The sequence below is a fragment of the Bifidobacterium stellenboschense genome, assembly GCF_000741785.1.
Lineage (GTDB): Bacteria > Actinomycetota > Actinomycetes > Actinomycetales > Bifidobacteriaceae > Bifidobacterium > Bifidobacterium stellenboschense.
Genome location: NZ_JGZP01000005.1, coordinates 72,128 through 95,874 on the forward strand (window position 1 = coordinate 72,128; position 23,747 = coordinate 95,874).

General features: G+C 67.1%; 20 protein-coding genes. 15 read left to right on the forward strand and 5 right to left on the reverse strand.

Annotated features, from left to right (window positions below):
• Positions 1–76: 76 nt before the first annotated feature.
• Entirely contained in the window at positions 77–1,159 is a 1,083-nt protein-coding gene (locus BSTEL_RS02425; RefSeq protein WP_034526698.1) for a LacI family DNA-binding transcriptional regulator, read from the reverse strand.
• Between the two features lie 385 nt (positions 1,160–1,544).
• Here BSTEL_RS02425 and BSTEL_RS02430 point away from each other — a divergent pair, with 385 nt between their 5' ends.
• The 5 genes from BSTEL_RS02430 to BSTEL_RS11315 all read left to right on the forward strand — a co-directional run bounded on the left by BSTEL_RS02430 (position 1,545) and on the right by BSTEL_RS11315 (position 8,764).
• Positions 1,545–3,275 carry a glycoside hydrolase family 13 protein gene (locus BSTEL_RS02430; RefSeq protein ID WP_034526700.1) on the forward strand — a complete coding sequence of 577 codons (1,731 nt, stop codon included), beginning with the start codon at positions 1,545–1,547 and terminating at the stop codon, positions 3,273–3,275.
• 51 nt (positions 3,276–3,326) lie between these two features.
• Positions 3,327–4,592 (forward strand): MFS transporter, encoded by a 1,266-nt coding sequence (locus BSTEL_RS02435; RefSeq protein WP_034526701.1) that lies wholly within the window; start codon positions 3,327–3,329, stop codon positions 4,590–4,592.
• A gap of 236 nt (positions 4,593–4,828) precedes the next feature.
• A complete protein-coding gene (gene orn, locus BSTEL_RS02440; RefSeq protein ID WP_034526742.1) occupies positions 4,829–5,476 on the forward strand; it encodes an oligoribonuclease in 648 nt (215 codons plus the stop codon).
• Between the two features lie 122 nt (positions 5,477–5,598).
• The gene (locus BSTEL_RS02445) at positions 5,599–7,044 is read left to right on the forward strand and encodes a DEAD/DEAH box helicase (protein WP_034526703.1); all 1,446 of its coding nucleotides are present in this window, start codon (positions 5,599–5,601) and stop codon (positions 7,042–7,044) included.
• A 157-nt stretch (positions 7,045–7,201) separates the two neighbouring features.
• Complete coding sequence (locus BSTEL_RS11315; RefSeq protein WP_051922781.1) at positions 7,202–8,764, forward strand: polysaccharide deacetylase family protein; 1,563 nt, start codon at positions 7,202–7,204, stop codon at positions 8,762–8,764.
• A 14-nt stretch (positions 8,765–8,778) separates the two neighbouring features.
• Here BSTEL_RS11315 and amrS read toward each other — a convergent pair whose 3' ends face one another.
• The 3 genes from amrS to amrB are packed head-to-tail and all read right to left on the reverse strand — an operon-like array spanning position 8,779 to position 11,943.
• Positions 8,779–10,077: an AmmeMemoRadiSam system radical SAM enzyme gene (gene amrS, locus BSTEL_RS02455; protein WP_274518528.1), complete on the reverse strand. Its 1,299-nt coding sequence runs from the start codon at positions 10,075–10,077 to the stop codon at positions 8,779–8,781.
• Positions 10,064–10,696 carry an AmmeMemoRadiSam system protein A gene (gene amrA / locus BSTEL_RS12410; protein WP_238567606.1) on the reverse strand — a complete coding sequence of 211 codons (633 nt, stop codon included), beginning with the start codon at positions 10,694–10,696 and terminating at the stop codon, positions 10,064–10,066. The genes amrS and amrA overlap by 14 nt, the downstream gene beginning before the upstream one ends.
• Positions 10,615–11,943, reverse strand: a complete 1,329-nt coding sequence (gene amrB / locus BSTEL_RS11320; RefSeq protein WP_156963130.1) for an AmmeMemoRadiSam system protein B — start codon at positions 11,941–11,943, stop codon at positions 10,615–10,617. The genes amrA and amrB overlap by 82 nt, the downstream gene beginning before the upstream one ends.
• Before the next feature lie 250 nt (positions 11,944–12,193).
• Here amrB and BSTEL_RS02470 point away from each other — a divergent pair, with 250 nt between their 5' ends.
• From BSTEL_RS02470 to BSTEL_RS02500, 7 genes are all read left to right on the forward strand, one after another.
• Entirely contained in the window at positions 12,194–12,949 is a 756-nt protein-coding gene (locus tag BSTEL_RS02470; RefSeq protein WP_084686065.1) for an HdeD family acid-resistance protein, read from the forward strand.
• A gap of 309 nt (positions 12,950–13,258) precedes the next feature.
• Positions 13,259–14,296, forward strand: coding sequence for a ketopantoate reductase family protein (locus tag BSTEL_RS02475; protein ID WP_274518529.1), 1,038 nt, complete (start codon positions 13,259–13,261; stop codon positions 14,294–14,296).
• A 93-nt stretch (positions 14,297–14,389) separates the two neighbouring features.
• Positions 14,390–15,292, forward strand: a complete 903-nt coding sequence (locus BSTEL_RS02480) for a MetQ/NlpA family ABC transporter substrate-binding protein (protein WP_051922784.1) — start codon at positions 14,390–14,392, stop codon at positions 15,290–15,292.
• Positions 15,293–15,299: 7 nt separating this feature from the next.
• Positions 15,300–16,421 carry a methionine ABC transporter ATP-binding protein gene (locus tag BSTEL_RS02485; RefSeq protein ID WP_084686066.1) on the forward strand — a complete coding sequence of 374 codons (1,122 nt, stop codon included), beginning with the start codon at positions 15,300–15,302 and terminating at the stop codon, positions 16,419–16,421.
• A gap of 2 nt (positions 16,422–16,423) precedes the next feature.
• Positions 16,424–17,083 (forward strand): methionine ABC transporter permease, encoded by a 660-nt coding sequence (locus tag BSTEL_RS02490; protein ID WP_034526758.1) that lies wholly within the window; start codon positions 16,424–16,426, stop codon positions 17,081–17,083.
• An 84-nt stretch (positions 17,084–17,167) separates the two neighbouring features.
• Positions 17,168–17,944 (forward strand): type I methionyl aminopeptidase, encoded by a 777-nt coding sequence (gene map, locus BSTEL_RS02495; protein ID WP_034526706.1) that lies wholly within the window; start codon positions 17,168–17,170, stop codon positions 17,942–17,944.
• A 362-nt stretch (positions 17,945–18,306) separates the two neighbouring features.
• Complete coding sequence (locus BSTEL_RS02500; RefSeq protein WP_034526708.1) at positions 18,307–19,599, forward strand: citrate synthase; 1,293 nt, start codon at positions 18,307–18,309, stop codon at positions 19,597–19,599.
• A gap of 208 nt (positions 19,600–19,807) precedes the next feature.
• Here the strand turns inward: BSTEL_RS02500 and dapD are convergent, their stop codons facing one another.
• Positions 19,808–20,827, reverse strand: coding sequence for a 2,3,4,5-tetrahydropyridine-2,6-dicarboxylate N-succinyltransferase (gene dapD / locus BSTEL_RS02505; protein ID WP_034526760.1), 1,020 nt, complete (start codon positions 20,825–20,827; stop codon positions 19,808–19,810).
• Between the two features lie 225 nt (positions 20,828–21,052).
• On the opposite strand from dapD, the gene BSTEL_RS12865 reads away from it, so the two are divergent.
• The 3 genes from BSTEL_RS12865 to ftsE all read left to right on the forward strand — a co-directional run.
• A complete protein-coding gene (locus BSTEL_RS12865; protein WP_274518530.1) occupies positions 21,053–21,187 on the forward strand; it encodes a hypothetical protein in 135 nt (44 codons plus the stop codon).
• A 182-nt stretch (positions 21,188–21,369) separates the two neighbouring features.
• The gene (gene prfB, locus BSTEL_RS02510) at positions 21,370–22,494 is read left to right on the forward strand and encodes a peptide chain release factor 2 (protein ID WP_034526710.1); all 1,125 of its coding nucleotides are present in this window, start codon (positions 21,370–21,372) and stop codon (positions 22,492–22,494) included.
• Positions 22,495–22,556: 62 nt separating this feature from the next.
• Positions 22,557–23,747: cell division ATP-binding protein FtsE (gene ftsE / locus BSTEL_RS02515; RefSeq protein ID WP_034526712.1), on the forward strand; the 1,191-nt coding region annotated here is incomplete at its 3' end.

Genomic DNA, 23,747 nt, shown 5'->3' on the forward strand with positions numbered 1-23,747 from the left:
TCGTCATTGCACGTCACTGTTGCGTGCCATCGTCGTGTCACGCGGTCGGTGTGCACGTGGCGACCGCGCGCCGTCGTCACGCCGTGAGCCGCGCCGTGGTCGCGCGCATGAGCAGCGACGTCGGCGCCACCGTGTGCGCCTCGTCCGGCTCGTCGCCGCGCATGAGCGCGAGCGCCTTGCCGGCGGCGGCGCGTCCCAGCTGCACCGGGTTCTGGCGCACGGTGGTCAGGTCGACGACGTCGCCCACGTTGTCGCCGTCGAAGCCGATGAGCGACACCTCCTCGGGGATGCGCCAGCCGAGGCGGCGCAGTTCCTTGAGCAGCATGACCGCGCACCGGTCGTTCTCCACGCAGATGCCGGTTGGCTGGCTCGTCGCGCCGACGAGCTGCGCGGCGATGTCGGAGATGGCGGCAGCCTCGCCGCCGACCGATTCCTGCGCGTCGTCGTCATCCTCGGAGCCGGCGCGGGTGAGCGAGGGAATCGTGAGGATGTGCTCCTCGTCGTACCCCTGTTGTTCGGCGGCGTCGAGGAATCCCTCCAGACGCACGGAATCGCTGCAGACGAACGGGGAAAGCTGCACCGGCTGCTCGACGTAGGCGATGGACTCGTGGCCGAGCGAGCGCAGCAGGCGCACGACGCCGTGCATCGCGGCCACGTCGTCGATGCGCACGGACGCGTCGAAGCCTTCGGTGGACGGCACGTTGATGCCGATCATCGGGATGGTGAGCGTATCGAGGAACTCGCGTTGCGCGGCGTCGAGGATGAACGAGGTGACGATGACCGCATCGAAGTTTTGCGTGCCGGGCAGTGTGTGGAAGAACCGGTTGAGGTCGCGCTCCTCCCACATGACGTACGGCACCACGTCGTAGCCTTCGCGCGAGAGCACCTCGTACACGCCTTCGAAGGTGTAGGAGTTGAACCAGCTGTTGATCTCGTTGGGCAGCAGCACGGCCACGCGCATCGATTTGCCGCTGGCCAGCGAGGAGGCGGTCTTGGAGAAGGTGAATCGCAGTTTCTCGGCGGCGGCCTCGACGCGGGCGCGCGTGTCCGGATTGACCTTGTCGAGACCCCGCAGGGCACGTGACACGGTGGATACGGAGACGCCGGCCTCCTTTGCCACGTCCGCGATCGTCGTGCGTGCCGTCTGTTGTCCGGGCATGGATGCTCCTCCTTGTCATGATCGTGTATGTGCGTACCGCGTACCGTCGGCCGTCTGCGGCTCTGTCACGGTCCTACCGCATGCCGTCGGCCTTCGACTGCGAATCCATTGACGGCCTGCCGGTATCGTGCCCGTGCCGCCGTCCGTCTTCGGATTGACGCCGCTACTACGATACTCCATGCATGCAAAGCGCTTTTATCGATATTCTATAAAAGCGTTTGCAGTATTGCAAATCCGCCATTTGGTGTCAATATCAAACCCGTTCGACACGCCGATTTCACCTCGTTTTGCATATCGTCGTGCAAGCGCTATTATGCAAGAGTCACGAAAACGCAGAACATGTTGAAACGCTTGCTTGCAAGCGTTTGTATTCAAGGAGGAACACATGGTCGAAGCCACCGATCCCGCCCTGTGGTGGAAGCAGGCGGTCGTCTATCAGGTCTATCCGCGTAGCTTCAAGGACACCAAGGGCGAGGGCCTCGGTCAGATCGCCGGCGTCACCGAGAAGATCGACTACCTCGCCGATCTCGGCGTCGACGCCATCTGGCTCAGCCCGTTCTACCCCTCCCAGCTCGCCGACGGCGGCTACGACGTGGACGACTACCGCAACGTCGACCCGAAGCTCGGCACCATGGACGACTTCGACGCGCTCGCCAAGGCTGCGCACGAACGGAACATCAAGGTCGTCGTCGACATCGTCCCCAACCACTCCTCCAACCTGCATCCGTGGTTCAAGGAGGCGCTCGCCGCCGCCCCCGGCTCCCCGGAGCGCGACCGCTACATCTTCCGCGATGGCAAGGGGCCGAACGGCGACATCCCGCCGAGCAACTGGGAGAACCACTTCGGCGGCCCGGCCTGGACCCGCGTACCCGACGGCCAGTGGTACCTGCACATGTTCACCAAGGAACAGCCCGACTGGAACTGGAACAACCGCGAGGTGCGCGAGGACTTCCTCAAGACCCTGCGATTCTGGCTCGACCACGGCGCCGACGGCTTCCGCGTGGACGTCGCCCACGGCCTGGCCAAGGACCTCGACCGCGACGACCTTGACAACTACGTCGTGTGGTGCACCTCCGACCAGCCGGACGACGGCTCCCACCCGGTCATCGACCGCGACGAGGTCCACGAGATCTACCACGAGTGGCGCAAGGTCTTCAACGAGTACAACCCGCCGGCGTTCGCCGTCGCCGAGGCGTGGGTGCAGCCCAACCGCCAGTACCTGTACGCCAGCCCGGACGACCTCGGCCAGATCTTCAACTTCGAGTTCGCCAAGAAGGACTGGATCCGCGACAACATGCACCAGGCCATCGAGGAGGGCATCGAAAGCGCCGAACGCTCCGGCTCCTCCGCCACGTGGGTGATGAGCAACCACGACGTGGTGCGCCACGCCACCCGCTACGGCCTGCCGCAGGTGCCCACCAGCGAATACCACCAGCTCGCCAAGGACTGGGTGCTGCGCGACGGCACCACCTACCCGCTCGACAAGGAGGCCGGCACCCGCCGCGCCCGTGCCGCGATCCTCATGGAGATGGCGCTGCCCGGCTCCGCCTACGTCTACCAGGGCGAGGAGCTCGGCCTGTTCGAAGTGGCGGACATCCCGTGGGACCGCGTCGAGGACCCGTCCGGCCACCGCACCTCGCAGGCCGCGTCCACCAAGGGCCGCGACGGCTGCCGCGTGCCGCTGCCGTGGACGGCCGATCCGGCGAATTCCTACGGCTTCACCCCCGCCACCAAGGCGGACGGCACCCCGGCCGAGGAGGCCCACCTGCCGCAGCCGGCCTGGTACGCGGACTTCGCCGCCGACAAGGAAGCCGCCGATCCGGACTCGATGCTCAACCTGTACCGCCGCACGCTGGAACTGCGCCACAAGCTGCAGACCAACGACCTGAGCCTCGAATGGCTGCCCGAGGACCGTTCCACGGGCAAGCCGGACGGCGCGAACGGCTTCACCGGCGGCACCATCGCCTACAAGCGCGCCAACGGATGGGCGTCGATCACCAACTTCGGCGCCGACCCGGTCGACCTGCCCGCCGGCGAGGTGCTCCTCACCTCCGGCCCGCTGACCGACGACGGCAAGCTCCCCCAGGACACCTCCGCCTGGATCCAGCTCGCCTGAGCCTCTCAAAGACTTACCCAAAACTCAACGCAGAGAAAAAGGAAAGAAACCATGACAACAACAGAAGCGGCACCGATCCGCAACACCCCGACCGAGAAGTGGCGCTACGTCGCCGGCTTCATGGCCTTCGCCGTCCTGTCCGGCGTCGCCTTCTTCGGCACCATGTCCGTGCTGGTCCCGCAGCGACTGCGCGCCGACCTCGGCATGGGTGCCGTCGAGTCGACCGCCGCCCTCGGCGCGATCAACTCCGCCGGCTCCATCGCCTCCATCTTCATCGCCCTGTTCATCGGCGCCCTGTCCGACCGCACGCGCAGCAAGTGGGGCAAGCGCACCCCGTGGATCTTCACCGGCGCGTTCATCTACGGCGTGTGCTTCTGGTCGCTGAGCCGTCCGTCCACCGCCGTGCTCATCGGCATCTTCTACGTGCTCGCCCTCGTCGGCCTCAACATGGTGCAGGCCCCGATCTACGCCCTCATCTCCGACCGCGTCGAGGAATCCAACCGTGCGACCGTCTCCGCGGCCATCGGCGGCGGCGGCGTGATCGGCCAGGGCATCGGCACGCTCATCGGCTCCCGCTTCATGGAGAACGTCGAACTCGGCTTCGTCTGCACCGGCCTGTGCGCCCTCGCCGCCGGCCTGCTCGCCGTCTTCCTCACCCCGAAGGAGCCGTCCAGCAAGGACATGCCGAAGGACACCTCCAAGTCCATGGGCAAGGTCATCCTCGAATCCCTCACCCCGCCGCTCAAGAACTGCGGCGACTTCTACCGCGCGTTCATCTGCCGCACCTGCCTCATCGTCGCCTACCAGATGATCTTCAGCTACCAGCTGTACATCCTGACCGACCACATCGGCGACTCCGACAAGCAGGCCGCCAACGCCATGATGATCATCTCCACGCTCACCATGGTCGCCTCCCTGGTCGCCTCCCTCATCTCCGGCCCGATCGCCGACGCCCTCCACCGCCGCAAGGCCCCGATCGCCGTCGCCTGCGCCGTGTTCGCCATCGGCCTGGCCATGCCGTGGATCTTCCCGACCGAGATGGGCATGTTCCTCTTCGGCGGCATCGCCTCCTTCGGCTACGGCATGTACCTGTCCGTCGACCAGGCGCTGAACGTGGACGTCCTGCCGAACAAGGAGACCGCCGGCAAGGACCTCGGCTTCATGAACATCGCCACCTGCGCCGGCCAGGCCATCGGCGTGGCGATCACCTCCAGCATCGTCGCCGCCACCCACTCCTACACCTTCGTGTTCCCGACCGCCATCGCCATGGCCGCGATCGCCGCGATCGCCGTCCTCGGCATCAAGCGCGTCAAGTAACACGCATCGCACTTCTCCTACGGCCCGTCAGGAACGGGCCGCGGGAGAGACCACACTTCCCTTCATTCCCTTTCCAACAGTGGGCCCCGCCGTTTCCAACCGGCGGGGCCCACGCCTTTTTCAAGCACTGTTTTGGCCCCTCTGACGAGGGAGACGGTGCCGGACCCTCCGTCCGTCGCGCGGTATAGTCTGTACTGTTCTGCTCAGGCATAGGCTAACTAGGAAAGAGGCACATGATGGTGGACGCGCATGACGCGGAGACGTACACGGCGGAGGGTTCCCGCCTCATCTGGATCGACTGCGAGATGACCGGACTCGACATCTTCGGCGGCGACGAGCTCGTCGAAGTGTCCGTCGTGCCCACCGACTTCGACCTGAACGTTCTCGACGAGGGCGTCGACTACGTCATCAAGCCGAGCGACAAGGCCGTGGCGCACATGAACGATTTCGTGCGCCAGATGCACACCCGCTCCGGTCTCATCAACGAGTGGGAGCATGGTCTCACGCTCGAAGAGGCCGAGAAGAAGGTCACCGAGTACGTGCTGCGCTTCACGCCGGACGGCGTCAAGCCGCTGCTCGCCGGCAACACGATCGGCTCGGACAAGAAGTTCCTCGACCATTACATGCCGAACCTGATGAGCCACCTGCACTACCGCAGCATCGACGTGAGCACGTTCAAGGAGCTCGCCCGTCGCTGGTACCCGGCCGTGTACGAGAACCGCCCGCCGAAGAACGGCGGCCACCGCGCCCTCGCCGACATCATCGAATCGCTTGACGAGCTGCGCTACTACCGTGAGGCCGTCATGGCCGCCGCCCCCGGCCCGGACGCCGCCGAAGCCGCGCGCATCCGCGACCACATCGTCGCCACCAGCCTCAACGCCTGAGCGGTTCCCGGCGGCCACCCCCACCCGGCTTCGCCGGGAGCCCCCGCCAGCGGGGGCAATGATGTTGTCAGCACAGAGGCCACCGGGGCGACCATCAGGCCGCGGGAGCAGGAAGGAAGTCCATGAGACAATCCGAGGCGTTGGCGATTCTCAACGCCGGGGCGAACGTGTTCCTGACGGGCGCGCCCGGCGCGGGCAAGACGTACGCGTTGAACGAGTTCATCCGCGAGGCCCGCGCGGACGGCGCGAGCGTCGCCGTGACCGCCTCGACCGGCATCGCCGCCACGCACGTCGACGGGCAGACCATCCACTCGTGGAGCGGCGTCGGCCTCGCCACCGTGCTCGACGCGAAACTGCTCAAGACCATCAAGACACGGCGCAAACGCAAGATCCAGGCGACCGATGTGCTCGTCATCGACGAGGTGTCGATGCTGCACGCATGGCTGTTCGACATGGTCGATCAGGTGTGCCGCGAGATACGCCGCGATCCGCGCCCGTTCGGCGGCCTGCAGGTCGTGCTTTCCGGCGACCTGTTCCAGCTGCCGCCCGTCTCCGTGTCCGGCCGCAACCGTGACGTGATCCCGCCGAGCCCCGAGTTCACGGCGTCGCGCGAACGTTACGCGCGCGCCGGACTCAACCCGGAGGGCTTCGTCACCGAATCATTGGTCTGGCCGGAGCTCGATCCGGTCGTCTGCTATCTGACCGAACAGCATCGTCAGGACGACGGCCGCCTCCTCACCGTACTCACGCACATTCGCGAAAGCCGCGTCGACAACGCCGACCGTGACGTGCTCGTCACGCGGCTCGGCGTCGCGCCCGAACCGGGCGTCGTCGCCACGCACCTGTTCCCCGTGAACCGGCAGGCCGACAATCTCAACGACCTCAGGCTCGCGAACATCATGCTCGACCCGCATGAGTTTTACGCGCAGCAGGCGGGGCCGGCGCATCTCGTCGAACGGCTCAAACGCAACATGCTCGCGCCCGAACGGCTCGTGCTCAAGGAAGGCGCGGCCGTCATGGCCCTGCGCAACGACGCCGACCACCAGTATGTGAACGGTTCGCTCGGCACCGTGCGCGGATTCGCGAACGAGAACAAGGGCGGCTGGCCGATCGTCGAATTCGAGAACGGCAACATCGTCACGATGAAACCCGCCACATGGGAGATGATGGACGGCGACACCGTGCTCGCCTCCGTCTCGCAGGTGCCGTTGCGCTGCGCGTGGGGCATCACGATCCACAAGTCGCAGGGCATGACGCTCGACCGCGCCGTCATGGATCTCAAACGCACGTTCGCGCCCGGCATGGGCTACGTGGCGCTCTCACGCGTCGAATCGCTCGACGGACTGTATCTCGAAGGCGTCAACAACCGCATGTTCACGGTCTCGTCCGACGCGGTCGCCCTGGACGGCGACCTCAGGGAGGCGTCCGCCGCCGCCTCCGACCTGCTGGCGGAGCGCGGCGCCGCCGCGTTCAAGCCGGGTGCGGATGGCGATGGTGGATTCGGGCCGGGAGGTGCGTCCGGGGAAGCGGCTCCCGGCGACGAATTCGCCCAGGACGCCCTCTTCTGACCGCCGCCGGTCACCGGTTGCGCCCGTAACGGACGTTCGCTCCGCTCCCGTTGCGGTTCCTCCGTCCACGTTCGTTGACGTGGGCGGGGCATCGAGCCTCCCGCCCCGCACATCATGTGGGACAATGGGATGAGGAATCATCGCGGGGGAGGGTGTCATGGCGGATGACAAGCACATCGGTGACGCGGATGACGCGCGAATCGACATCGAACGTGGCGACGTCACGGACGATGAAGCGGAAGACGATGCGGACGACATGTTCCGTGAGCTCGGCGACGACGCCGCGGAACCGTATGACGACGGCACGACGCCGGGCGCGGCGGATGCGCCGACGGCGGACGCAGCAACGTCCGCGGGCACGACGGGCATAACGGGCACGCCGGACACGAACGGCGCAGATGGCGGGGCCACGGCGGCACGACGGCGGCCGAAGCCGCTCGTCGTCGCGCTCGTCGCGGCGTTCGCGGCGGGAGCGGTGTTCGCCGGCGTGGCCGTCACGCGTTCGATCCTTGACCTGAACGCGCGCAACCATGCGTCCGCGCTCGCCTACTGCCGCCGCGAGCGCGCGCAATACACGGAGACGCTCACCGGCTACACGCCCGTCGCACGGCAGGCGACGGCGCTGCTCAAGGAGACCGCGTCGCTCACCGGCAGCGACTCGCGCGCACGCCTCCAACAGCAGATGGACGCCATGCGCGACGCCGACGTGACCGCTCCCGCCGAACAGGATTGCGCGGCGGACGCGCGCACCGCCGACATCGCCGCGCTCGGCGACCGGTACGCGGCCGCGGCGAGCGCCATGGCCGACGGGCTCATCTCCATCCGCTACGACACGGACACGTTGACGCAGATGAAGGACGGGTTGAACGCGCAGGACGCGCGCAAACAGCTGACCACGCTCATCGCGCGCGCGAAACTCGCCTACGACCGGTCCGCGGGCAAGGCGGACGAGACGGCGCGAGACACGCTCAAGAACGCAATCGACACGGCGCAATCCGTGCTCGATACGACGCCGTCCGACGCGGGCGACGCTGTGAACGAGCAGATTCAGCCGATCTCAGAGGCGACGGCCAAGGTGATCGCGCTGATGCCGCTCGACTGCCATTTCACCGACTGCGTGGCACTCACCTTCGACGACGGGCCGAACAAGCAGACCACGCCCAAAGTACTCGACGCCTTGAAGGCGGCCGGCGTGCCCGCCACGTTCTTCCTGCAAGGGCAGTTCGTCAGCGGGTCGAACGTGAAACTCGTGGGGCGCATGGCCGCGGAAGGGCACAGCGTCGGATCGATGTCGTGGCGGCACACGCAGATGCACGCGATGCCCGCCGACCAGCTCGCCAAATGGTTCAAAGACACGGATTCGGTGATCTCGTCGGCTTCCGGCAAACCGGTCACGTTGTTCCGGCCGCCGGACGGCGCCTGGAGCGACGCGCTGCGCTCGCAGGCGAAGGCGAGCGGACAGGCGATGATCCTGTGGGGCGTGGATTCCGGCGACTGGGGCAAACTCGACGCCGCCGAGATCGAGAAGCGCACGCTCGACGGCGCGTATGCGGGATCGATCATCTCGCTGCGCGACGGGAACCCCGAAACCGTGAAGGCGCTGCCGGGCATCATCAAGGGATTGCAGGCGAAGGGATACCACATCGTCACCGTGGACACGCTTCTGGCCGGCGACATCCAACCCGGCTCCGTCGCCTACGGGCTGAACGACGTGCAGTGAGCCGGCGACTCCGATTACCAGCGGCCGGCGATCGGGGCGCCGCAGTCGGGGCAGCGGGCGGTGTCGCCGTCATTGGTGGTGTCGGCGGTGACCGTGGCGTTGGCCGCATCGTCCGTATCGCTCAGACGGTTCTCGATGATGCGGTACCAGTCGCGGACCACGAGCGGGGCGCGGCACTCCGGATTCGGGCAGAACGTGGTGTCGCCCTCACGGTCGTGCACGTTGCCGGTGTACACGTACCGCAATCCCTCCGCCATCGCGATACGCCGCGCGCGCGTCAGCGTCGCGTGCGGCGTGGGCGGCACGTCGGTCATCCTCCACGCCGGGTGGAACGCCGAGAAATGCAGCGGGACGTCCGGGCCGAGCGTTTCGCGGATCCACGCGCACTCCGCGTGCAGCTGCGCGTCATCGTCGTTGAGACCGGGGATGAGCAGCGTCGTCAACTCCACCCACACGTGGCGTCCGTCCGGCGTGCGCGCCTCGTTCACCGCATAATCGATCGTGTCGAGCACGTCCTTCAAGTGCGTGCCGGTCGCCTTCCAGTAGAATTCCTCGGTGAAGCCTTTCAGGTCGATGTTCGCCGCGTCCATCGCCGCGTAGAAGTCGGGGCGGGCCGGCGCGGCCATATAGCCGGCGGTCACCGCGATTGGATGGACGCCGCGCTCCCGGCACGCCCACGCCGTGTCGATCGCATACTCGGCGAACACGATCGGATCGTTGTAGGTGAACGCCACCGAGCCGATGCCGCGGTCGGCCGCGACGGCCGCGATCTTCTCCGGCGACGCCTCCACGCCCAGACGATCGAAGTCGCGCGCACGCGAGATGTCCCAGTTCTGGCAGAATCGGCACGCGGAATTGCAGCCGGCCGTGCCGAAACTCAGGACGCTCGAACCCGGGTGGAAATGGTTGAGCGGCTTCTTCTCCACCGGGTCCACGGCGAACCCGGAACTGCGGCCGTACGTGTCCGAGTAGATTGCACCATCATGGTTCGAGCGCACGAAGCAGAACCCACGCTGGCCGGGCTTCAGCACGCACCGGCGCGGGCACAGCTCGCATCGCGCGCGGTTCGTGCCGTCAGTGAGGCGTGTTTGCCAGCGGCCGAGGGTTGGGTCTTGTTCGGTTGGGTGCTGGACCACCCCCAGTCGGCTTCGCCGACAGCCCCCGACGTTATGTGCGACGTGCGCGGTGCGCACTGCTATGGAACAGTCCACAGGACTGTTCCATCCGGCGGGGGCGAGAGGGGTGGCAGCGGGGGCGACGGATGCGGTGTGCGCTGCGACGGATGCGGTGGGGGACGGGTCAGTGGTCGGCATGGGCGGTCACCTCGTAGCGCTCGCAGACGATCTCGCCGTTCCGCCAGTCGAGCGCCGCCGGCAGACCGGCCTTGGCGAGCAGATGCGCGACGAACTCATGCGGATTCGGCAGCTGCTCCCACACCTGCGGCAGGAACGTGGCGCGACGCCGCCCATCCCGTTCGGTGAGGATGAGACCGTCTTTGCCGGGGCGCAACGCGCGTTCCAGCTCGTTGCGCGAGCGCACCGGATGCTCCGACGGGACGGCGGTCATGCGGCCGTCGTCGTCGCGCCGCCATTCGGGTGTCACGACGAGGATCGGCTCCGGCTCCGACAGCACGGACACCTCCACGTCGAGCAACGGGTACTCCTCGACGGCGACCGGGAGGAAGCGCGGATCGCGGCTCGCCGCATCCACCGCATGCTCGGCGACGTCGCGGCCGAGCGGCTGATGCGCCTCCAACGTGCCGATGCACCCGCGCAGCTCGCCGCCCTCCGTCAACGTGACGAAGCTCGCGCCCGGCTCGTCCAGCCACGGGTGCGCCGCGATGATCGACTTCACGGAATCCGGGGATTCCGCGCCACCGTCATCCAACCCGAGATGCTCGCGGATCGCCGCCCGAGCCAACCGCAGCAACACGTCGCCGTGCGACTCGTCGGGGTGGGTGTCATCGGTATGGACGTCATCGGCGTGGGCAGTGAGGGAGTCGTTCGCGTCGGCGATGGCATCAGCGGCGTCGGCGCGCACGTCGCCCCCGCTGGATGGAACAGTCCGGTGGCCTGTTCCATAGCAGCGCACACCGCGCACGTCGTCCCCGCTGGATGGAACAGTCCGGTGGCCTGTTCCATAGCAGTGCGCATCGCGCACGTCGCACATAACGTCGGGGGCTGTCGGCGCAGCGACTGGGGGTGGTCGTCGTCCTCCCATACGGCGAACGACGCGTACCCGACCACCGCCTCATCCGGATTTCGCATCGCCGGGCGTTCCTCGCCCGCAATCGCGACTACGCCGTCATCGCCCGAAGTGGACCGGCCGAGCAGGCGCATCGTAAACGACGACGCCGCCCCGGCGGTGCCGGCCGGGCCGTCTGCCGAAGAGCCGGCCGGGTCCGCCGGAGCCAGCCCGCGCGTCAACACGTCCAGCAGACCGTTGACCGGATACGCGCCGCACGCGCGATTCGGACGGATCGGGCCGTCGAGCCGCCCGATCGCGTCGATCGTCGCGTCGTCGAGCGCCCGCGCGTACTCCTGCGGATGGTAATGCGACAAATCCGAGCTGATCACGATCACCGTCTCCGGGCCGCCCCACAGGGCGCGCAGCACGTCACCCACCTCGCGCGGGCTCGCATCGCCCGCATTCAACGGCACGATTTCGATATCCGGGCCGAGCACGGTCTGCAGGAACGGGATCTGCACTTCGACCGCATGCTCCCGCGCGTGCGTCGGATCGTTCACGATCAGAGCCGGAGCCTGCTCCAACGCGCGCTTCTCCGCGTCCGTGTCGATGGAGACCACGCCGAGGGGCGTGGCGAACGCGTCGGCGCTCGGGGCCGCGACGCCGCGCACCGCCACGCGATGCGTCGGCCCGACGATCACCGCGCGCGTGATGCGTCCGCGCCCGCGTTCGAGCAGCGCGTAGGCGAGCGCCGCCGTCGTGCCGGAGTACACGTATCCGGCGTGCGGCACAATCACCGCTTTCGGCGCGCCCTGCGGCAATGGATTCGCGGCCGCGCCGGCGAGTTTCGCGACGAGTTCGCGCCCGTAGTCGAGCTGTCCGTCGATCATCCGCTGCAGCGCCACGCGGTCGGCCGGGTAGAATGCGCCCGCCACCGCCGCGGGACGGATGCGCGTCGATCCTTCGTTGGACTGTTCCTTCGGCTGTGTCATTTCGACCACCCCCGTACCATTCTAGGTTCTCCCGCGGTGTCCGTCGCCTCGGCCATGCGGCTTCGACCGGTGGCGTGGGCCGTTCGGGTGCGGGGCACTCGGGTGTCGGGACGCTCGGATGCGGGGCGTTCGGATACGGCGTGAGTGATATTGGACAACATGACCAATTGTGATGGTGGTGGGAATTAGACGGGCTGTCTAGCATAGTGGCGAGAACATTACTGGACGACCCGGACGCAAGGAGGTCATCATGACGAACACGAACCCTGATTCCCGTCAACCGCAGGCCGGCCGGGGCGGCGACCCGTACGCCAACCCGTATGCGGACCAGAGCAATAATCCATATGCCGGTCAGCAGGGGCCGCAGAACCCGCAAGGCCAGTCGGGATGGAACGGAGGCCCCGCCGGCGGCCCGTGGAACGGCCGGCCGGTCGACCCGTTCAAACTCATCGAAAGCCTGCTGCCGCAGCATGCGAAGAACTGGGTGCGCGGATTCTATGGCGTGATCGGCGTGGCCGCCGTCGTGCTCGGCGCGGCCCTGCTGTTCTGGCCGGGCATCACGCTGAAGATCGCGGCCGTCCTGCTCGGCATCTACCTCGTGGTCTCCGGACTCGTGCGCGTCGTCGTCGCCATCGTCGAACTCGGCCTGCCGAGCGGATGGCGCGTACTCGACATCCTCGTCGGCGTGCTGCTCACCATCGGCGGCCTGCTCATGCTCAAGAACGCGGCCGTCTCCGGGCAGGCGCTCGCCCTGCTCGCCACGATGACCGTCGGCATCGGCTGGATGCTCGAAGGCTTCATGGCGCTCGTCGAATCGTGGAGGCTCCCCAGCTCCGGATGGGCCGTGCTGTATGCGATCGTCTCCATCGTCGCCGGATTCGTCATACTCCTGTCGCCGGTCAGCTCCACCGTCTGGCTCGTCGTCTTCGCCGGCTGCGCGCTCGTCGTCATGGGCGTCTCCGCCCTCGTGCGCGCCTTCACCTTCGGCCGCCTCCCGAAGCGGTGAGGTGGGAGCCGCCGCGAATACCCCTCAGCTGCGCGAAGCACGACAGGTTGCAGACCGGGCTGAGGGGTTGTCGCGCGTTCCATAAGAAGTCTCTATAGCCACGCCGGGATTTCGCCGGCGGAACACCCGTATAGTGGCAGTCACATCGCAAGGTTCGGGGGAACCGGCGATGTGATGTGAATCGGGACAATCGACGATACGCGTGGGGACACGTGCATCCCTCGTCCATCCGCCCGTCAGCGGATCGGACGGGACGATACGCGTGACCGCGGCGTCGAACCACATACCCAATACGGGAAGGGGATTACCGTGGCATTATCATACGCGGTGCTCGGCTCGGGAGGCATGGGCATCCAATACGGGGTGCTGCTCCAGGAGTTCGCGCACAAGCACGTCGACTTCATCGACACGTGGAGGCCGAACGTCGAGAAGATCCGCGAACAGGGCGGCGTCTACGTCTCACAGGACGGCGAGGACCGGCACCTCGTGCCCATCGACATCCACTATCCGGAGGACTACCACGGGAACCCGGACGTGTGGATCGTGTTCGTCAAACAGCAGCAGCTCGACGGATTCCTCAAACGCGCCTCGCACGCCGGGCTGTTCCGCGACCACCAGGTCGTGTTCTCCGCGATGAACGGCTACGGCCATTTCGAAAAACTCGGCGAATATTTCTCCCGCGACCGCATCTTCGGCGGCACCGCACTGATCGGAGCCTACGTGTACGGGCCGGGCGACGTGAACTTCACCGGCGGCAAGCACGCGAAGGCGATGAACATGTGCGCGTGGGACGAGCGGCGCACGCCGCTCGAACAGGAGATCCACGACGACTTCGCCGCCGCCACCCTCAACCCCACCATCGTCGACGACTTCCTCGGCATGTGCCTCGCGAAGATCGTGTTCAACTCCGTGCTCAACACGCTGTGCACGATGTACGAGATCCGCTTCGGCCAGTTCCACGCGAACCCCGGCGCGCGATGGATGACCGAACGAATCGTCGACGAGGCGTACACGGCCGCCGAGAAGGCCGGCATCACGCTGCTCGGCACGCGCGAGACGGAGGTCGAGACGATCCTGCACACCGCGGGCGTCGCCCATCCGCTCCACTATCCGTCCATGTACCAGGACCTCACCAAGGGCCGGCCCACCGAAGTCGACTACATCAACGGCTACATCGCCCGGCTCGCCCGTGAGCATGGCGCCGAGGCACCGCTCAACGAGTTCCTCGTCCACGAGGTGCATCTCGCCGAACAGGCGTACGCGATCCACCATCCCGACATCGCCGAGGCGGCCGCGCGCAACGCCGACCGGCTCGCGAAGGACACGGCGGCCGCGCTCGCCGCGTGACCGCCCGCCGTCACGGCCGTGCGCCACGCACGCGCCATCACATGCCGGCGGAACCACACACTTGCCATCACACACATAGAGAAGGGAATCATCATGTCCATCATCGCCACCACGCCGGGCCGCGCCACACGGCTCGCCACGACCGCCCGCCGCGTGATCGCCGCGGCCGTCTCCATCGCCGCGCTCGCCGGACTCGCCGCCTGCGGCTCCGCCAGCGCCGCCGGCACCTCCGCCTCCGACGCGATCGCCAAGCCGGCAAGCGGCAAGACCACGAAGATCGTCGTCGGCGTCGCCCCCGGCCCCTACGGCGACATGACCACCAAGGTGATCGCGCCGCTGCTCAAGAAGGACGGCTACGAGCTCACCACCAAACTGTTCAACGACTACGTGCAGCCGAACAAGGCCCTCGCCTCCGGATCCATCCAGGCCGACCTGTTCCAGCACATCAACTACCTGAAGAAGTTCTCCGCCGACAACAAGCTCGACCTGACCTCCCTCGGCCAGGTGCCCACGCTCGGCCTCGGCATCTACTCGAAGAAGTTCACGTCCGTCGACGCGATCAAGGACGGCTCCACCGTCGCCATCGCCAACGACGGCAGCAACCTCGCCCGTTCGCTCGGTGTGCTCGAACAGCAGGGGCTCGTCACCCTCAAGGGCGACGTCGACCCGACCAAGGCCACCGTCAACGACATCGCCACCAACCCGAAGAACCTCGTCATCAAGCCGATCGACGCCGCCCAGCTCGCCCGCGCGCTCGACAGCGTCGACGTGAGCCTCGTGCCCGGCAACTTCGCCTGGGCCGCCGGCCTCAAGCCCAAGCAGGCGCTCGCCATGGAGAAGCAGTCCGAAGGCGTGATCAACGTGTTCGTCGTGCGCACCAAGGACGCGAACGGCGACTTCGGCAAGAAGGTCAAGGCGCTGCTCGTCTCCGACGAATTCAAGCAGGCGATCGCCAAGAGCGAGTTCGCCGACTTCGGCAAGCCCACGACCTGGTGACGCGCGCATGACGGCCACCACCAACGCGACAGCCACCGCGACCGCCGCCGGAACCGCTTCCGGCGGCGCCGCCGTCATCACGCTCGACCACGTCTCCGTCACCTTCCACGAGCGCGGACGCGTCATCGAAGCGGTGAAGGACGTGAGCCTCGCCGTCGCCGAAGGCGAGGTGTACGGCATCGTCGGCTTCTCCGGCGCCGGCAAATCCACGCTCGTGCGCACCATCAACCTGCTCGAACGCCCCACCGCCGGCCGCGTCCTCATCGACGGGCGCGACGTGACCGCCCTCACAGGCGGCGCGCTGCGCGACCTGCGCAAACGCATCGGATTCATCTTCCAGGGATTCAACCTGATCGGCAACGTCACCGTCGGCGAGAACATCGCATTCGCGCTCAAGGCCGGCGGGTGGCCGAAAGACGGCCGCAAGGCGCGCATCGGCGAACTGCTGCGGCTCGTCGGACTCGAATCCAAGGAGGACAGCTACCCGTCCAGCCTCTCCGGAGGCCAGCAGCAGCGCGTGTCCATCGCACGCGCGCTCGCCAACAAGCCGGAGATCCTGCTGTGCGACGAGGCGACCAGCGCGCTCGACCTCGAAACCACCGAGGAGATCCTCGCGCTGCTCAAACGCATCAACCGCGAACTCGGCATCACCATCGTGTTCATCACCCACCAGCTCGACGTCGCCAAAACCGTGTTCGACCACGTCGCCGTCATGGAGCACGGACGCATCGTCGAACAGGGCGCGACGTTCGACGTGTTCGCCGAACCCGCGCACGACACGACGCGCGCACTCGTCGAACGCTACCTCGGCGTCGCCGTGCCGCCGCAGCTCGTCCCCGCGCTGCCCGCCGGCACGATCGTCGAACTGCGCTACAAAGGCGACGACGCGCTCGAACCGCTCATCAGCGAGGTCGCGCGTGCGCACGACGTGACCATCGACGTGCTGCACGCCAACGTCGAATACTTCGGCGCGCAGGCCATCGGCACGCTGCTCGTGCTCGTCTCCGGCGACGACGCGCCGCGCGCCGCCGCGCTGGCGGCGTTGCGGGCGCGCGTCTACGGATACCGGGAACTCGACCGTCGCGCGCTGGCCGCCGGCGCGCGCGACGATACGGAAAGCGAGGCATGACGATGGACTCGACATGGCAGATACTCCACGACAATCTCGGCAAGGCGCTCGCCGACACCGCATACATGGTGGTCGTCGCCACCGTGATCGGTGTCGTGCTCGGCACGCTGATCGCGCTCCTGCTGTACGTGACCGAAAACCGTCTGTTCACGCCGCACGCCGGCGTGAACACGGTCGTCGGATTCATCGTCAACGCGATCCGCTCCCTGCCGTTCCTCATCCTCATGGTCGTGCTCATCCCGCTCGTCCAACTGCTCATCGGCGACCCGTACACGCCCACCGGCGGCGCGATCTCGCTGTCCATCGCCGCCGTGCCGTTCTTCGCGCGCGTCGCCGAAAGCGCGTTCAGCGAAGTCGATCCGGGACTGCTGGAGGCGGCCGTCTCCACCGGCGCGACCATCCCGCAGATCATCGTCGGTGCCGTGTTCCCGCAGGCGTTGCCCTCGTTCATCCGCGGCGTCGTGCTCACCGTGATCTCGCTGATCGGATACTCGGCGATGGTCGGCACGATCGGCGCGGGCGGCATCGGCGACATGGCCATCCAATACGGCTACAACCGCTACGAGACCGGCGTGCTCGTCGCCATCGTCGTGATCCTCATCGCGCTCGTCCAGGTCATCCAATGGGTCGGCGACTGGGCGGCGCGACGCGTGACGCATTGACGAGGCGGCGCACTATCGTGAGAACCAGTCTCGACAGGGCGTTCCCGCCCATCGGAACCTAGGTAGAAAGATTCTGGAAGTCTCATGATCGAACTGAAGACCCCTCGCGAAATCGAGGAGATGAAGCCCGCCGGCCGTTTCGTCGGCTCCATCCTGCGCGAACTCAAGGAATACACGAAGGTCGGCACCAACCTGCTCGACATCGACGAATTCGTCCACAAGAAGATCGTCGACCGCAAGGGTGCCGAATCCTGCTACGTGGACTACGCGCCCGATTTCGGCACCGGACCGTTCGCCCACTACATCTGCACCTCCGTCAACGACGCGGTGCTCCACGGCGTGCCCTACGACTACAACCTCAAGGACGGCGACCTCGTCTCCCTCGACCTCGCGATCAGCGTCGACGGCTGGGTGGGCGACTCGGCCATCAGCTTCGTGGTCGGCAAGGACAAGGATCCGGAGGACCTGCGCCTCATCAAGTGCACCGAGGAGGCGCTCGCCGCCGCCATCGAAGTCGCGCAGCCCGGCAACCGCCTCGGCGACGTGTCCAGCACGATCGGCGACATCGCACGCGAATACGGCTACCCGATCAACCTCGAATTCGGCGGCCACGGCGTCGGCCACATCATGCACGGCGACCCGCACGTGCCGAACGACGGCAAGGCGCGCCACGGCTACAAGCTGCGCCCGGGCCTCGTCATCGCCATCGAACCGTGGTTCCTCAAGACCACCGACGAGATCTACCAGGATCCGACGGACGGCTGGACCCTGCGCTCCGAGGACGGCTCCCGCGGCGCCCACAGCGAGCACACCATCGCCATCACCGAAAACGGCCCGGTGATCCTCACCACGCGCGAGTAGGGAGTCGTCGCGCGCACGCGTGGCCGTGACATGTCGCCCCCGCCGGCGGGACATTCGTGCCGTCGATGACGATTCGACGGCCGCCGGTATCGTCGCCCCCGCTGGCGGGGGCTGTCCGTCCTTGGACGGACTGGGGTGGTCTCTTGGCTCGGTTGGCCTTGGGACCACCCCCAGTCGCTTCGCCGACAGCCCCCGACGTTATGTGCGACGTGCGCGGTGCGCACTGCTATGGAACAGTCCACAGGACTGTTCCATCCAGCGGGGGCATTTGTTTGCGTTCCGGGTAGTGGGCAATGGGGGGGCTGTGGAAACATGGGGCGGCTATGGTGGCCGGCAACATCGAACAGGAATGAGGTCACCCCATGGCAACAGCACAGCTGAACGTCGACGATAGCAAGTACACGCTGCCGGTCGTCGAGGCCACCGTCGGACCGGACGGCATCGTCGTGTCCAAACTGCGCAACGACGGCTGGGTGACGCTCGACCCCGGCTTCCTCACCACCGCGCAATGCGAGTCGAAGATCACGTACATCGACGGCCAACATTCGATCCTGCGCTACCGCGGCTACCCGATCGAGCAGTTGTGCGAGAACTCCGACTTCCTCGAGGTCGCGTGGCTGCTGCGCCACGGCGAACTGCCCAACAAGGAGCAGTACGAGAAGTTCGTCTCCGCCATCAATCACCGCACGATGGTGGGGGAGGACTTCCGCACGTTCATGGGCTCGTTCCCGCGCACCGCGCATCCGATGAGCGTGCTCGCCTCCGCGATCAACGCGCTCGCCACGTTCTATCCGGACACGACCGACATCACCGACTCCGACCAGCTCGACGAATCGGCGATTATCATCATGGCGAAGGTGCGCACCATTGTCTCGTACATCTTCCGCCGCCGCCGTGACGAGCCGATGCTGTACCCGGACTACGCGCGCGGCTACGTGGACGACTTCCTGCGCATGTGCTTCGCCGTGCCGTACGAGCCGTTCGAATCCGACCCGCTGTACGTGCACGCGCTCGGCCGCCTGCTCATCATCCACGCCGACCACGAGCAGAACTGCTCCACGTCGGTCGTGCGCATCGCCGGCAGCGCGCACGCGAACCTGTATTCGGCGGTCGCGGCCGGCGTCAACGCGCTGTCCGGACCGCTGCACGGCGGCGCGAACGAGGCCGTCCTGCGCCAGTTGAAGGCGATCCGCGACTCCGGCAAGTCGGTGCGCGAGTTCGTCGAGGACGCCAAGCGCGACGGCCACCGCATCTCCGGACTCGGCCACCGCGTCTACAAGTCGTACGATCCGCGCGCGGCCATCGCCAAGACGTATCTCGAGAAGATCATGGACCGCGAGGACACGTCGAAGCTGCCGGCCGACGAACGCGCCCTGTTCGACGTGGCCACCGAGCTCGAGGACATCGCGCTCCACGACGACTACTTCGTCTCGCGCCACCTCTACCCGAACGTCGACTTCTACACGGGCCTGATCTACCGGGCGATCGGCTTCGACCCGGCCATGTTCACCACGCTGTTCGCGCTGGGCCGCATCCCCGGATGGATCGCCCAGTACCGCGAGATGCTCGACGACCCGGCCACCAAGATCGGCCGACCGCGCCAGGTCTACACCGGCGCCGTCAAGCGGGATTACGTGCCGCTGGAAGAGCGGTAGCAACGACGTGGCACCCGCTGGCGGGCCGATGAACGGCCCGTACGGGATTCACGCCGCTGAGTGGCGGCCGTATGACTTGGCCCCCGCCAGCGGGGGCTGTCGAACGCAGTGAGACTGGGGTGGTCGCAGGCGGAACGCTTATGTTCCCGCCGTGACCACCCCCAGTCCGCTAACGCGGACAGCCCCCGCCAGCGGGGGCCGATATGGGTCAGTTCTTATGCAACTTGGCGTTGAGTTCGATGCCGGTCTTGCGGTAGCGGGCCTCGATGCGGCCGTTCACCGAATTGCGGATGAACAGGATGTTGTCCTTGCCGGACAGGTCCGCGCCCTTGACGACTTCGAGCGGTTCGCCGGCGGCGGCCTTCGCCTTGTCCCAGATGGTGACCTTGGTGCCGGCGGTCACGTACAGGCCCGCCTCGACGACGCAGTTGTCGCCCAGGGAGATGCCGATGCCCGCGTTCGCGCCGAGCAGGGAGTGCTCGCCGATCGAATTGCGCAGCTTGCCGCCGCCGGACAGGGTTCCCATGATCGAGGCGCCGCCGCCGATGTCGGAGCCGTTGCCGACGACCACGCCCTGCGAGACGCGGCCCTCGACCATCGAGACGCCGAGCGTGCCGGCGTTGAAGTTCACGAAGCCGGCGTGCATGACGGTGGTGCCCTCGGACAGGTGGGCGCCCAGACGCACGCGGTCGGCGTCGCCGATGCGCACGCCGGACGGCACGACGTAGTCGATCATGCGCGGGAACTTGTCGACGCCCAGCACGTTGACCGAGGCGGCCGGGGCGGCGGCCGGCAGGCCGGCGTTCGCGGCGAACGACTGGGCGGCCGCGGTGGCGGCGGCCTCCACGTCGGCCTTGCGGGCGTTGAAGTCCTCGACGGCGAACGGGCCGTAGTTGGTCCACACGACGTTGTTGAGCGCGCCGAAGATGCCGTCCAGGTTGAGCGTGTTCGGCTTGGCGAGGCGCATGCTCAGCAGGTGCAGCTTCAGGTAGGCGTCCTCGGCGTTGGCGACGGGCGCGTCCAGATCGCTCACGGTGAACACGGGCACGCGGCGCACGCCGCGGGCGTCGGCTTCGTCGTGGGCGAGTACGCCGAAGTCGTGGTTCGGACGGTCCGCCTCGGCGGGCGCGGCACCGAGCGCGAGGCTCGGATACCACACGTCCAGGGTGTTGCCGGCGGCGTCGATGCTCGCCAGGCCCCAGCCGTACGCGGTGCGTTCATCAGTCATCTGCATTGCTCCTTAATACATTGGGATACAGGTTGCTTCCGCATCCCACCTTAGTCGGCGCGGGCGTCGGAGGCCGGACGCCTGCCCAAGTGATGTTCCACGGGGTGTTTCACGGGCGTGCCCTACGGTGTTCCACGGGTGTTCTACGGCGTGAGACGCGCCGCGTTACGCCCGTGGCCGAGTGCGCCGGGCCGTTGACCAAGCGATGGGGTACAATCGCGCATCGTGAGTGACTATCAGCAGGATGAGCGCGGCAACCGCGAGCGCCGCCGCCGCACCATGGTGCGCGCGGTGTGCATCGTCATAGCCGCCGCCATGCTGATCTCCTTGGTGGTTCCCGCCATCTACGCCGGTCTTTGACGTCCCGTCACGCGTGTTCCCGCGTGACGTCCAGCCTCGCATACCCTCGGCAGGTTCGCGGCCGGCGGGGCATGCGGCGAAAGGCGCGTCGCGCATCCGCCGGACGGGGAGGGGAGCACGAGGCCCGAAGACGGGCGGCATCCCAAGGTTTTCCAAAGGTATGAAACATAAGGTAGACAACGATGGCTGAATTTGATTATTCGCAGGCGATCGCCGACGTGCGCGCCAAGTACGACTCCATCGCCAAGGCGCTGGACGTGGATCGCATGAAGGCGGACATCGCCGAGCTCGAGCAGCAGGCGGCCGCCCCCGGTCTGTGGGACGATCCGGAGAACGCGCAGAAGGTGACGAGTCGCCTGTCCGCCGCCGAATCGCAGTTGAAGAAGCTCACCTCCGCGGCCTCCCGCATCGACGACGTGGAGACGCTCGTCGAGCTCGGCCGCGAGGAGGAGGATCAGGAGTCGCTCGACGAGGCGCAGACCGAGCTCGGCTCGATCGCCGACGATCTCGCCGCGATGGAGATTCAGACCCTGCTCGACGGCGAGTACGACGAGCGTTCCGCCGTGGTGACAATCCGCTCCGGCGCGGGCGGCGTCGACGCGGCCGACTTCGCGCAGATGCTGCTGCGCATGTACCTGCGCTACTGCGAGCGCATGGGCTTCAAGGCGAAGGTGATGGACACCTCGTATGCGGAGGAGGCGGGCATCAAGTCCGCGACCTTCCAGGTGGACGCGCCGTACGCGTACGGCCGTCTGAGCGTCGAGGGCGGCACGCACCGTCTCGTGCGCATCTCCCCGTTCGACAATCAGGGCCGCCGTCAGACCAGCTTCGCCGCCGTCGAGGTGGTGCCGCTCGTCGAGGCGACCGACCACATCGACATCCCGGACACCGACATCCGCGTCGACACGTACTGCTCCTCCGGCCCCGGCGGCCAGGGCGTGAACACGACCTACTCGGCCGTGCGCATCACCCACCTTCCCACCGGTCTCGTCGTGACGATGCAGGACGAGCGTTCGCAGATCCAGAACCGCGCCGCCGCCATGGCCGTGCTCCAGTCCCGACTGCTCGTGCTGCGCCACGAGGAGGAGGCAAAGAAGAAGAAGGAGCTCGCCGGCGACATCAAGGCCAGCTGGGGTGATCAGATGCGCTCCTACGTGCTGCACCCGTACCAGATGGTCAAGGATCTGCGCACCGGCTACGAGACCAGCCAGACCCAGGCCGTGTTCGACGGCGATCTCGACGGCTTCATCCAGGCGGGCATCCGCTGGCGTCACGAGCAGCGCCGCGCCGCCAAGGAAGAGGCCTAGCCCCAAGCCGGCCCCAAGCATCCCATCCGCGCATCCCGCGCACATTCCAAGGAAAGCGATTCATGGCACTCATCTCATTGGACCATGTCAGCAAGATCTACCCGAAGGGCACGCGTCCCGCGCTTGACGACATCAATCTCGACATCGAGCGCGGCGACTTCGTGTTCCTCGTGGGCGCGTCCGGTTCCGGCAAGACCACGCTGCTGAGCCTGCTGCTGCGCGAGGAGGAGGCCACGGACGGCGAGATCCGCGTGGCCGGCAACGACCTCCGGCGCATCTCCGACCGGCAGGTGCCGCAGTACCGCCGCACCATCGGCTTCGTGTTCCAGGACTACAAGCTGCTCAACAACAAGACCGTGTGGCAGAACGTCGCGTTCGCGCTCGAAGTAATCGGCACGCGCCGGTCCGCCATCAAGTCGATGGTGCCGAAGGTGCTGGAGACGGTGGGCCTCACAGGCAAGGAGCAGAACTACCCGCACGAGCTGTCCGGCGGCGAGCAGCAGCGCGTGGCCATCGCCCGCGCCTACGTGAACCATCCGCAGATCCTGCTGGCCGACGAGCCGACTGGCAACCTCGATCCGACCACGTCGCTCGGCATCATGGAGGTGCTCGACGCGATCAACCGTACCGGCACCACCGTCGTCATGGCGACGCATAACGAGGAGATCGTCAACTCGATGCGCAAGCGCGTCGTCGAACTGCACACGGGCCGCATCGTGCGCGACGAGGAGCACGGCTCCTACGATTCGTCCACGTACTTCCCGGACGCGGAGGTCACGTCGAAGGCGCATCAGGCGATCGGCGCGGACGAGCGGTTCCGCGCGGACAGCGCGGACGCGACCGAACGTATGGACGCGCACGCCGCCATCGAGGCGGGCGCGGTCGCGGCCGGCGCGATGGACGGCGACGAGGGCATCGCCCGTCTCGCCCAGTCCGTGCATTCCGGCCGCACCGGCCGTTACGGAGAGGCGTTCGCGCCCGTCGAGACGACGCTCACGTGGGGCAAGGGATTGGATCTCGAAGCGGAGGCGGAGAAGGAGCGCCGCCGGAACGCGCAGGGCGCCGACGTCGCCGGAGCCGCCGCTGAAGCCGACGCCACGGAGACGACGGTGATCGCCCCGGCCGACGCGCCCGCCGCGGCCGATGCACCCGACGATCCGGACGCGAAGTTCAAGCCGCAGCCGCAGGACGACGGCCTGCTGGCGCCGCCCGCACCACCGGCAGCCGAGCCGCCCTCGGCCGCGGCGTCCGAA